Genomic DNA, 10,662 nt, shown 5'->3' with positions numbered 1-10,662 from the left:
CGTCAATTTGGCGAAAAGTGCCGTGCCGAACAGCCGGAAAATTAATGGCAAGGCGTTGAGTGGGGATGTCAGTTTGAATGCCGGGGATGTGGGGGCTTTACCGATTTCGAGTACATTAAGCGCTCAAACAGGCACCTTAAGAATAAACAATGGATCGAATTGGCCGAATATCGAATTCAGAGCAGCAAACAAGCATTTTATCGGTATTGAAGGAACAGCTGGAAATCGTTTGACAATATACGCTAATGATGAAAACAGCAATCGCAAATATACTTTAGCAACACCAGAAAAATCCGGCACGTTAGCAACACTTGATGATATCAACATATCTGTCGGCTCACCCATCCCATGGCCGTTACCAAATGTGCCTGCTGGCTATCTCGCATGCAACGGTCAATCATTTAATAAATCACTATATCCACAATTAGCTATAGCTTATCCATCAGGTGTGCTGCCTGATTTGCGCGGTGAATTTATTCGTGGCTGGGATGATGGGCGCGGTGTAGATCGTGGTCGTGGGGTTTTAACTCATCAGGGGGATGCAATTCGTAATATTACTGGTTATACCCCAGGTACAATTTTACGTGGAAATAATAATTATGGAGGATGTTTTTCTCTTTCAGGCGAAAAGGCTCCAGGAAATGAATATACAGATGTCTGGCAAAAACAGGTTCTCTTTGATGTTTCACGAGTTGTCCCTGTTGCTTCAGAGAACAGACCTCGCAACATTGCATTTAACTACATAGTGAGAGCAGCATAATGGATACACAAAAATACTCTTTAGAATATGAGATTGCCATATTGGGTAAAGATGGATTAGCAGAAAAAGCGGGCTGGCTGACAATCTACCATGCAGCGCCTAATTCAAGGGAATTTATTGGCACGACACCAGAATATCTGATGAAGGGAGTTGGCATACCGGCGAGTTCCTATATAGATGCCCCGACACTTCCTGACTCCGATTCTCTGGCTGTCAGGCGCACAGCAGACGGAGATCACTGGGAAATTGTCTCCGATTACCGGGGAAAAACAGCTTACAACACACAAACTCGCTTACCGCAAGAAATTACTGATCTGGGTGAACTACCCAAAACCCTGACATTCGAACAACCTGCTACTCATTTTGATAAATGGGATGGCTCAAAGTGGGTGGCGGATAAAGCGGCAATAAAGGACAGTGAGATTGAGCAGGCAGAACAACTACGCGGCACACTGTGTACACAAGCTAATGAAACCATTACGTTACTCCAATATGCCGTTGATACGGAATTGGCTTCGGAAGAGGAACAGGCATTGTTACTTGAATGGAAAAAATATCTGGTATTGCTGAACCGTGTTGACACTTCATTGGTCCCTGATATTAAGTGGCCTGAGATGCCAGAATGACAACAATAAGGGCTGCTTATGCAGCCCGATAACAAAAATACATATCAGTATGGTTTTTTAGGCCAGTTAATGTCCGGTGCTAATGTGACATCAATACGACTTAGTGATATTTGGTATTTTTTCCAAGCTACTAATTGTGCTTTTTCCTCATCATTTGCCATATTTAGATCAATAGCATCTTGTAATGGTGCGATTTGGTTTGTTGCTTCAGCTATTAATTGCTGTTTTTGAAATTTAGCCTGTTGCTGTAATTCTTCTTTTGTGGGGGGAGGAATATCTGCCCATTCTGGTAAGCCATTTTTACCCGCTATTCGGTATTTACCCTCTGGTGGAATACTGCCAGCAAACTCAATGAAAATAGCCTCATTAACTTCCACTGCATCATTTGGAAATGAACCTGCATTGATATAGTCTTGTTTCCATTCGGCTGGATAAAATGCGTTAGTTGTTGCACTGTAATAATACATAATTAATACCCCACTGCGAACCAATAATAACCTACACTAATACCAGTATTAGCATAGTCATTAGTCAATTTGAATGAAGATGGACTTAGAACAGCGGAGTAACCATTAGCTATACCACCACTGGCCCCTAGTCGATTCACTGTCAACATTACATTCACACATGCATTAGAGAACCTAACTGGTAGCTGAACTGTGATAATCTCTAGAGGCTCTAGAACTCGAGTTACGCCCCACTGATAAATCACTCCAGTATCGCCACATTTCCACCAACCATTTGTAGACTTTAAGGCCATATTTTTGCTGCCATATCGCCCATCACATTCACCTGTGGTATATGCGCCTAGCTCGCCCGGTGACGGTTTGTTTACAGCACTATAAACACGAATACTTGGGTATTCATACACACCTCTGCCGGAAATAGACCCTGTTGCATCCACATACCCATTCAAAACACCACCGGATTTTGGGTAAGCACTTTTCGCCAAATTCACCGTGTCTGTTAAACCAAGTTCACTCGCAATAGGTTTATTCTGCGTGTTATATTCTTGTGCCCAAGGTGTCCATCCCGGACCGCTCCACGGGTATAAAGCCCGTGTATATATCCGACTGCTATTATAGACAAAATAACGTTGAATAGTGCCAGCAGCCTGTAAAACAACAAGAGAACCAGCGGATGCTTCGGGGTAGTTTTTACCGGCTGTCGCTTGTACATTCAAACCCTGATAATAAAGCCCTGGCGTTTGATAATCATTTAAATCGGCTTTGTCAGGGATCGATATTGCTTGCCCATTAAAGATATCTTGAGAGGTAATATTGACATCCCCACTTAATGCTTTGCCATTAATTTTCCGGCTGTTCGGCACGGCACTTTTCGCCAATTCTACCGTTTCTGTTAAACCAAGGCTTTCTGTAGTTCATTAACTGACGGCAATCTTTGTCAAAGCAGCTTTTAAAGGCATTCAATGGGACTCAATATGGTAAAAATTGGGCAGATCTGAGTACCAATAAATAACCAAAATAATGATTGAGAAAGAAATGTATTAACTATGATGGAATTACGAACAATAATTGGGTGGAAAATATACAGAAAATTAGCATCACTTTGCGTTTTAACGCAAGTTCATTTGAGATAAATAGATTTACTTTGTGTGTATGCGTGCATATGCTTATGTCAGGTTGGGAGGATATGAAATCAACCAACCTGATAAAAGAGCTGATTGCTGTTGGACGCGAACTTAGAAGGAGTTACCAATAACCGGAAAGACATACTCGGTTCCGCATCCCAAAAAAGATTGCCATCGGTATTATCAAATCTATAAAGAAAATGGCGGGGATTTAATCCTCGCCGACTTTGGAGGTCATCATGTTTTTTTCAGTAGGTGTTGAGTTATCGAAAAATGAAAATACAGCGTATGGTTTGGTCATTCCTGCTCTGTGTGTCGAAGATTATGGCTGTTTTTCTGCCGCGGATAATAAAGAAGACATTGCGATAATGGCGTGTAAGGCTATCTTGTTAACAGTAGAAGATATGGTCGCGAATAATAGCGCAGTTGAACACATTCAGGATGCTGGCTATCTGGTTTATGCAAAAAACACAAAATATCAATACATTGATAACTGGTTTGTTATCAACGTTGATTTATCTGAGTTTTCTGGAAAGCAGCGGCATATTAATAATCGTGACAAAGAAAGTTTGGCACAATACGATATTGAATAACAAAAGAACTTTAAAAGATGAGCTAAATAAAAACACTATTTTGCAAATCATAGTTATACAACTCTTAATTGTGTCTATAATAATAAAAAATCATGGCCTGACTTTCTTCACCCATGAACGAACAAATACACGCAAAAACATCAAACGCAAAGTTGTTAAAATTTTATGTTTTCTTTTTGTATATCTAGCTCGTTTACTGTTGAATGAACTTCATTTCCTATCGATGAGTTGCGGGAATGCTCAGTGAGATTTATAACGATAAATATTTTCATTATATTTTTATTTTGTGTAATTAACTTTACATAGTGAAAAATAAATTTACTACGTAATTCCTATTGGTGAAAAATATACTGATTTTTTACCCGGGAAATTTTTTCGTTCTACTGTAAATCTAGATTCTGATAGTTTTTTTAATTTTGCGACAGTTACCAACCTATGAAAAATCACATTCTTAACTGTGTAAAACTAAGGCTAATTCGATATAACAGCAAAAACTCAGCTTAAAAGCTATAAAAAGATTCTGGAAGTGTGATGGTACAGGACTGATTTTATTAGTGAGCGAGTAATAATGTTACTAGATAGAGAACATTTTTCACAGTAAATCTTCACCTTAGTCATTAATTGATACAATTAATGGGAGGAAAGCAGTATAATACCCCATATCGATCATATTGATAATCAATTAAATGTCTTTAAATTTGACAATTAGGAGCAGGAATACTGATGTTGGTTCAATTCACACATGTACTTATATCAGAATATATATTTAGTATTGAAAGCTCTTTATTGAATAATTCTAAAGGATTCCTGTAGGTAACTAGCGGATTGTACTATTATGAATAATGATGTATTAGTTTCAATTATCATCCCGGCCTTTAATGTCGAAGATATTATAGAAAATGCTATTAATAGTGTTCTTAATCAGACATATAAAAACACTGAGATCATCATTGTCAACGATGGATCAACTGATGGCACAATGGATGTTCTTAACCGGCTGTCTGAACAATACTTCAATATTGCGATTTTTTCTCAAGAAAACAGAGGGATTTCCGCAGCAAGAAACATTGGCTTAAGTAAAGCCAAAGGAGATTATGTCACTTTCCTAGATAGTGATGACTCTTTTGAGCCTTCGTTTATTGAATCGGTGTTGCGAAAAAATAGTGAGACAAAGAGTGATATTACTTTTTGTTTGTTCAAGAATGTTTATACAGGCAAAGAGATTTATTCTAAAGATTATCGAGATTTAAATAACCTGGCATTCAATTTTTTGAACTTTGATTATTTTGGAATTTGTTGTATGTTAATTAAACGTGATTTTTTGCTAGGAAATAAAATTTGGTTTGATGAAAACCTAATTGTAGGAGAAGATATTTCATTTATTTTGTTATGTATCTGTAAAGCAAAATTTTCTTACATCCCAGAATATCTTTATAATTATATTTACCGAAGTGATTCCATCATGAATAAGAAGTGGGGTGTAAAGAATTATATAGATGAAATCCAAGCTTGGGACACGATTTATCAAGATATGGACATGCAATACCATAACGAAGATCGTGAAATCTTTATGAAGAAAGTTAAATCAAAAGCTTTAAGCCTAAAAGGCCAGCTAATGTGGAAAATGCTAGCATCCAAAAGATTTGATGAGCTTTCTTCTTTTTTATCCGATTTTTCTTATCAAAGACAAGATGCTGAATTTATTCGGAAGAGAAATAATTTTTTATTTAGGCTAAAAATAATTAATTCTAAAAATAAAATAATTTGGTTGTTGGCTAATTTATTACTGACTAAAAGGAAAGATAAAATTTAATTTTTATATAATCATGACAACAATCTAAATGGCCTGTAAAAACAGGCCATTTTAGACTGTTAATAAGCTTTATATTTTTACATTAACAATTTTTCATAGTATGAAATTCATTTAGAAATTTTATCTTTTTTTACTGGTCAATTGTTTGTGTTTTTTAATGTACTTTATTTTGGCGAGAAAATTGCTGAGATATAGCAATTGACGGCTTATCTTAGAAAATGCACAATTTAAATTACAGGCTAGATAATTCATTGGCTTGATGGAAACGGTGGAGTTGGAGAAAAATGCGGTATCAGCTAATGGTGGGAATTATCCAGGAGCATTTAATTTTTCAAAAATCACAACAATTGCAAAAGAGCGCAATTCTGTTCAACTTGTATCATGTGCGGAACAAATCTTTTTATTTTTACAGAGTTAATATTTTGCCAATTAGTTTTTGAAGTTTTTTCATCAATTTAGGTTCGAAAGCCCACTACGATTACGAAGTGTAGAGAATTCAAAGCTCTTGATCAAAGTTGGTTCATTTAACTCACACTCTCCTAGTATTATTAAGCCGTGTTGATGTTTCATTAGTATCAAACATTAACTGACCTGAAAAACTATCCCCGTCATCTTTCAAGTTGCCTCTTTGTTGGCTGCACTCACTCACCCCGGTCACATAGTTCTCTATGCTCCCGGGGATTCGCTCCCTTGCCGCCGCGATGCATCTTGAAATCCATAGGGTATATATTCACATGTCAATCGATAACCAAAACGACGATTTAAAGAAAAAGACATTAACCATTCAGGAATTACCAGCAAGTTCTGAGTGATAAATCAGCGAATTTACACGGTTTACTTTCGTAAATCATACAACTTTTTATCTTTTCAGTTCTTGGGATGATAAGCAGATATTACAACTGATGCTTTGATATTCCACTCTCCTTTGTGAGTTGTATATTAGTGTTATAGCTAATGCCTTCTAGTAACTCACAAGATAACTGGTGATAATAACAAGCTAGTAATATATTTTTTTAAATAAATTCATATACATTTCCCTATACCAGAAAATCATAGTTATATTTTTATACCATGTTAATTCTCTTTCGCTTTAAGTATTCAGGTTTTAAAAAATTCTTGAATATTCTGATTCACATTATGAAAATCATGTAGTATGGTGCTAGTGAATAGCTTGAATTTTGGTTCTTTTTTTCATAATACAAGCTACCTTTTACCGTTACATGAATATGTTATTGATATAGAGATATGAAATTCATAAAAACCCATATAAGAAGGTTAGATTAATTATGAAAGCTAAAAAAATCATTATCGTAGGCTATGACATGTCTGGTTTTGGAGGAAGGGAAACTGTATGCAAAAAATTAGTAGCTTTATTATCAGAAGATTGCCCAGCGTCAGACGTCAGTTTCTTCTTTATCAATGATATCCGCCAAGAATCTGTTGAAATAAATGATGATTGGTTAAATGGAATGTCATTTCATCGCATCCGTTCTAAGATATATAACACAAAAGCTCGCAGAGTACACTTTGCCTTTTTATTCTCTAAATTTATGAGAAGAGAAAATCCGGATATCATTATTGCGATAGATCCATTAAGTTGTTACATAACAAGTCTGGCAAAAAAATTAATCTTTTCTAAAACTCCTCTATTTTCATGGGTTCATACTTCTCTTGATCAATTGTATAAAAATATTTATGCAACAAAAGCTGATTATCACCTTTCTATTAGTTCAAGTATAACTCAACAATTTATTGATAGAGGTGTTAATCCAGATAAAATTTTTACTATCTTCAATCCTGTTTCTCAGAAAAGCGAAACAATCCCTCAACCAAACGGGAATATAACTAAATTTCTATATGTAGGCAGATTAGCCGACGGTCATAAAAACATTAGTGGTATGTTTAAGGCATTATCGCAAGTTCATGGTAATTGGGAATTAAATATTGTTGGTAGTGGTTGTGATGAGAAAATATTACGCAGTGTAGCGGATAATCTAAATATAACCAGTAATATAGTATGGCACGGGTGGCATAAAGAACCGTGGTATTATATTATGAATGAAATTAAAGAAATTACAGCACTGTTATTAACTTCAGATTTTGAGGGGTTTCCTATGGTATTAAGCGAAGCTAATGCTCAAGGTATATATTGCATAAGCTCTGACTGCAAAACTGGCCCTGCTGATATCATAAAGAATGAAATTAATGGTGAACTATATCCTGTTGATAAACCATCTGAATTAATAAGTAAATTGCAGGATATAGTTAGCGGAAAAAAACTATCTGACAGTAATACAATAAAAATGGCTATTTCCAATTTATTTGATTCAAATTATTTAAAAAGAGTGAAATCAGCACTTAATATTTGATGATATGCACTAATTAACACAAAAGAGATTATAATGCAAAGTTCACATTAAGGAGTATTCTACTCTGTCTATCGGATAGTAAAGAATCTTTCAACACTAATTTTTATATTAAATCATAGTGTTTTATTTTTTTTAAAAGAGTATTTATGAAGATAAGAAAAAATAGGATTTCAAAGAATGGAAAATATTTTAGCCTTTCATATGAGGGGATCTTGGTACTGTAGCTAAGTAAAATATCAATTTATATTATTTTAAAATTAAGTGGCTATAAATTCCATAGTTTATCTTTTACTTAAATCTTCTCATGATTTTACCAGAAAAAATGAAAATTTTTATAATTAACTTAGAATCAGATGTCGAAAGAAAGTATTCGATGTTACAGCAAGCATCATCTTTGAGATTGGATGTTGAAATAATCAAAGCGGTAAATGGCAAACAGCTTTCCAAAGATGAAGTAATGAAACTTAGTCGCGACTTTTATAATAACGGGATGACTCTTGGAGAGCTAGGATGCTCGTTAAGCCATCTATTAGTCTACCAGAGAATTGTCGACGAAAACATTCCTTTAGCTCTTATCATGGAAGACGATGCAGAAATCAATAAAAATATCTCTGATGTACTGAGTGCATTAGATAAATTCAACACCAAAAATCCTAACAAACCCAATATCATTTTACTTAATAAAACTAACGAATATATTGACACTTTCAAGAAAAATATAACGGGTCAGTATTATTTAGTTAATGTGATTGAAGCAGCTTGTACTTATGGTTATGTAATTAATAATTACGCTGCACAATGTTTACTTGATTTTCTACAGCCCGTTTGGCTTGAAGCTGATAAGTGGCGTTTTCTCAATGAAAGACGGATCATAAAAGTGAAAGCAGTGGTACCTCCGGTCATCTCTACAACGCCGCTATATCTTCAATCAAACTTGGCGCTAGAAAGAAAAAAACAAAAGCAGAGTAGGCAAGAATTCTTCAGAATTCAAAGAAAAAGAAGGTCATTATACGTAAAATTATATACAATGTTTTGGCGGATATTTATCCGCTTATTGGTGAAACGGATAAAGCCATAAATATTATATTGAGGATATTGATAAGTTCAGGTTTAATATATGATCTTTTACTAAAAAATACTTAAAATTAAGTTATCGTTCTGACACTATGAAAGTAGTATTTTGTTTGTTATCATACCAAGTAATAGTGAATTTTATAAAAGTCAATGAGTAAATATTATGTTATTTTCTGATTCAAGTGATGTTACCCTGGTCATTACAAGTTGTGGCCGGTTTGATTTATTAAAGCAAACTATTGAGTCGTTTGATAAGTATAATTCTTATCCTATAAAAGAGGTTGTTGTAACGGAGGATTCTGGAGATAAGTCTATTCATTCTGTCATACCTGAGCACTGGCTACCATACTGTGAAATTATTTTAAACAATCCTAAACTAGGGCAAATTAAGTCAATTGATCTGGCATATAGTAAAGTAAAAACTGACTATATCTTCCATTGTGAAGACGATTGGCTTTTCTATAGAGATAGATTTATTGAGGATTCTTTTGTTGCTTTGAAGTCTGATAAAAACATACTCCAAGTCTGGCTCAGAGATTTAAAAGAGGATGTGATGCTTCATTATCCATTCCATTACCCTAGTAATTTTAGAGAATTAGAAGGTGTTTGCTTTTCTACTCTGGAAAGCAATGATTTCAGATGGAGGGGATTCAGTTTTAATCCAGGGCTTAGAAGAAAATCAGATTATGAATTATTCATGCCCTATAATCTAGCAGGTGATACAGAGATGACACTATCAAAGAAGTATGCAGAAATAGATAAATATGCAGTTATTTTAGATAAAAGCGCAGTTAGGCATATCGGTTGGGATGATCATATAAAAACAGATGAAGAGATAAGACAGAGGAAACGCGAAAATAGAAGGAAAATAAAGTATTTTACTTTTGGTGTAATTACAGGATGCTTTTTAATGTATTTTATTAAAGGATTTTAATTAATATCTATTTGATTTATGTGTATTAATGAGTGATCTAATGGTTTGCGGGGGCTTCATGCAAATTAAAGGGTTTTATATTTGGTTCCCGCAATATTTACGAGTTTTCCTCCTGATACTTTACTTTAGTAAATTTCAGTAAACTATCGGCTTCCTTAGTTGCATGATCATGATAGATAACTCTAAAACTGAAAGTGTAATACATCTCATAATGCGAGTAAAAGAGCACTATGTAAACTCGTTAATTTATCATCTAAAGCTTGTTCATGGTTTTTTCAAGATGAATGTATTTTTCTCCAAATAAGTCGTTATTTTGGTTGCTTTATGACCAACAAAGAAGGTGCGGCACCTATCATTCGGGTTTTGCGTTCATACGGCAGTGTAAAGGATTCACAAACATAGTATCAATTGAATGCTTTTTAAACTATGGCACACCCATGCACCATAGTGTTACCTAAGTTCATGTCTTGCTGCTTTAGCTAAAAAGTGACTTCTATTTCGATATTGTGTCGGACTTTCTTTGACGCGATTATCAATACGCTGAATGAGCGTATCGGGTAATGAGATATTAATACGCTGTTGCTTTCCGGAAAATTCAGATAAATCAACATCAATAACAAACCAACTATCAACATATTGATATTCTGTATTTTTTGCATAAACCAGATAGCCAAGGTCCTTAATTTGTTCAATGGCTCTACTGTTTGCAACCATATCTTCAACCGTTAACAAGATAGCTTCACGTGCCATTATCGCAATGTCTTCTTTATTATCAGCAGCAGAAAAACAGCCATAATCTTCGGTACACAGCGCAGGAATAGCTAGACCATACGCGGTGTTTTCATCTTTCGGCAACTCAACACCTACTGAAAAAAACATGATGACCTCCAAAGTCGTCGGGG

Annotated in this window: 12 protein-coding genes; 8 read left to right on the top strand and 4 right to left on the bottom strand. The window is 34.9% G+C overall.

From position 1 onward, the window contains the following. Together AAC155_RS09890 and AAC155_RS09885 are read left to right on the top strand one after the other, a co-directional pair. The coding region (locus tag AAC155_RS09890) for a phage tail protein (protein WP_229015801.1) at positions 1-760 on the top strand (760 nt) is incomplete at its 5' end. Continuing rightward, positions 760-1,386 (top strand): tail fiber assembly protein, encoded by a 627-nt coding sequence (locus AAC155_RS09885; RefSeq protein WP_113041981.1) that lies wholly within the window; start codon positions 760-762, stop codon positions 1,384-1,386. The genes AAC155_RS09890 and AAC155_RS09885, both read left to right, overlap by 1 nt. A gap of 44 nt (positions 1,387-1,430) precedes the next feature. Here the strand turns inward: AAC155_RS09885 and AAC155_RS09880 are convergent, their stop codons facing one another. Next, on the bottom strand, positions 1,431-1,853 hold the full coding sequence (locus AAC155_RS09880) for a tail fiber assembly protein (RefSeq protein ID WP_011147240.1): 423 nt from the start codon (positions 1,851-1,853) through the stop codon (positions 1,431-1,433). Between the two features lie 2 nt (positions 1,854-1,855). After that, positions 1,856-2,731, bottom strand: coding sequence for a pyocin knob domain-containing protein (locus tag AAC155_RS09875; protein WP_146748079.1), 876 nt, complete (start codon positions 2,729-2,731; stop codon positions 1,856-1,858). A 485-nt stretch (positions 2,732-3,216) separates the two neighbouring features. Here AAC155_RS09875 and AAC155_RS09870 point away from each other — a divergent pair, with 485 nt between their 5' ends. The 3 genes from AAC155_RS09870 to AAC155_RS09860 all read left to right on the top strand — a co-directional run bounded on the left by AAC155_RS09870 (position 3,217) and on the right by AAC155_RS09860 (position 5,801). Beyond that, complete coding sequence (locus tag AAC155_RS09870; protein ID WP_228901333.1) at positions 3,217-3,570, top strand: type II toxin-antitoxin system HicB family antitoxin; 354 nt, start codon at positions 3,217-3,219, stop codon at positions 3,568-3,570. Between the two features lie 835 nt (positions 3,571-4,405). Next, the gene (locus AAC155_RS09865; protein WP_113041979.1) at positions 4,406-5,383 is read left to right on the top strand and encodes a glycosyltransferase family 2 protein; all 978 of its coding nucleotides are present in this window, start codon (positions 4,406-4,408) and stop codon (positions 5,381-5,383) included. Between the two features lie 259 nt (positions 5,384-5,642). Continuing rightward, positions 5,643-5,801 (top strand): hypothetical protein, encoded by a 159-nt coding sequence (locus AAC155_RS09860; protein WP_158536537.1) that lies wholly within the window; start codon positions 5,643-5,645, stop codon positions 5,799-5,801. 111 nt (positions 5,802-5,912) lie between these two features. Here the strand turns inward: AAC155_RS09860 and AAC155_RS09855 are convergent, their stop codons facing one another. Continuing rightward, positions 5,913-6,041 carry a hypothetical protein gene (locus tag AAC155_RS09855; RefSeq protein ID WP_262405111.1) on the bottom strand — a complete coding sequence of 43 codons (129 nt, stop codon included), beginning with the start codon at positions 6,039-6,041 and terminating at the stop codon, positions 5,913-5,915. A 628-nt stretch (positions 6,042-6,669) separates the two neighbouring features. On the opposite strand from AAC155_RS09855, the gene AAC155_RS09850 reads away from it, so the two are divergent. From AAC155_RS09850 to AAC155_RS09840, 3 genes are all read left to right on the top strand, one after another. Continuing rightward, positions 6,670-7,752, top strand: coding sequence for a glycosyltransferase (locus AAC155_RS09850; protein ID WP_113041978.1), 1,083 nt, complete (start codon positions 6,670-6,672; stop codon positions 7,750-7,752). A gap of 304 nt (positions 7,753-8,056) precedes the next feature. Then, complete coding sequence (locus AAC155_RS09845) at positions 8,057-8,830, top strand: glycosyltransferase family 25 protein (protein ID WP_339961085.1); 774 nt, start codon at positions 8,057-8,059, stop codon at positions 8,828-8,830. A gap of 159 nt (positions 8,831-8,989) precedes the next feature. Further along, positions 8,990-9,760, top strand: a complete 771-nt coding sequence (locus AAC155_RS09840; protein ID WP_011147237.1) for a glycosyltransferase family 2 protein — start codon at positions 8,990-8,992, stop codon at positions 9,758-9,760. Positions 9,761-10,210: 450 nt separating this feature from the next. Here AAC155_RS09840 and AAC155_RS09835 read toward each other — a convergent pair whose 3' ends face one another. After that, the gene (locus AAC155_RS09835; RefSeq protein WP_113041977.1) at positions 10,211-10,639 is read right to left on the bottom strand and encodes a type II toxin-antitoxin system HicB family antitoxin; all 429 of its coding nucleotides are present in this window, start codon (positions 10,637-10,639) and stop codon (positions 10,211-10,213) included. Positions 10,640-10,662 lie beyond the last annotated feature (23 nt).

The sequence above is a fragment of the Photorhabdus sp. HUG-39 genome (assembly GCF_963878365.1).
In the GTDB taxonomy this organism is placed as follows: Bacteria; Pseudomonadota; Gammaproteobacteria; order Enterobacterales; family Enterobacteriaceae; genus Photorhabdus; species Photorhabdus kayaii.
This window is presented reverse-complemented; position numbering and strand designations above follow the sequence as displayed.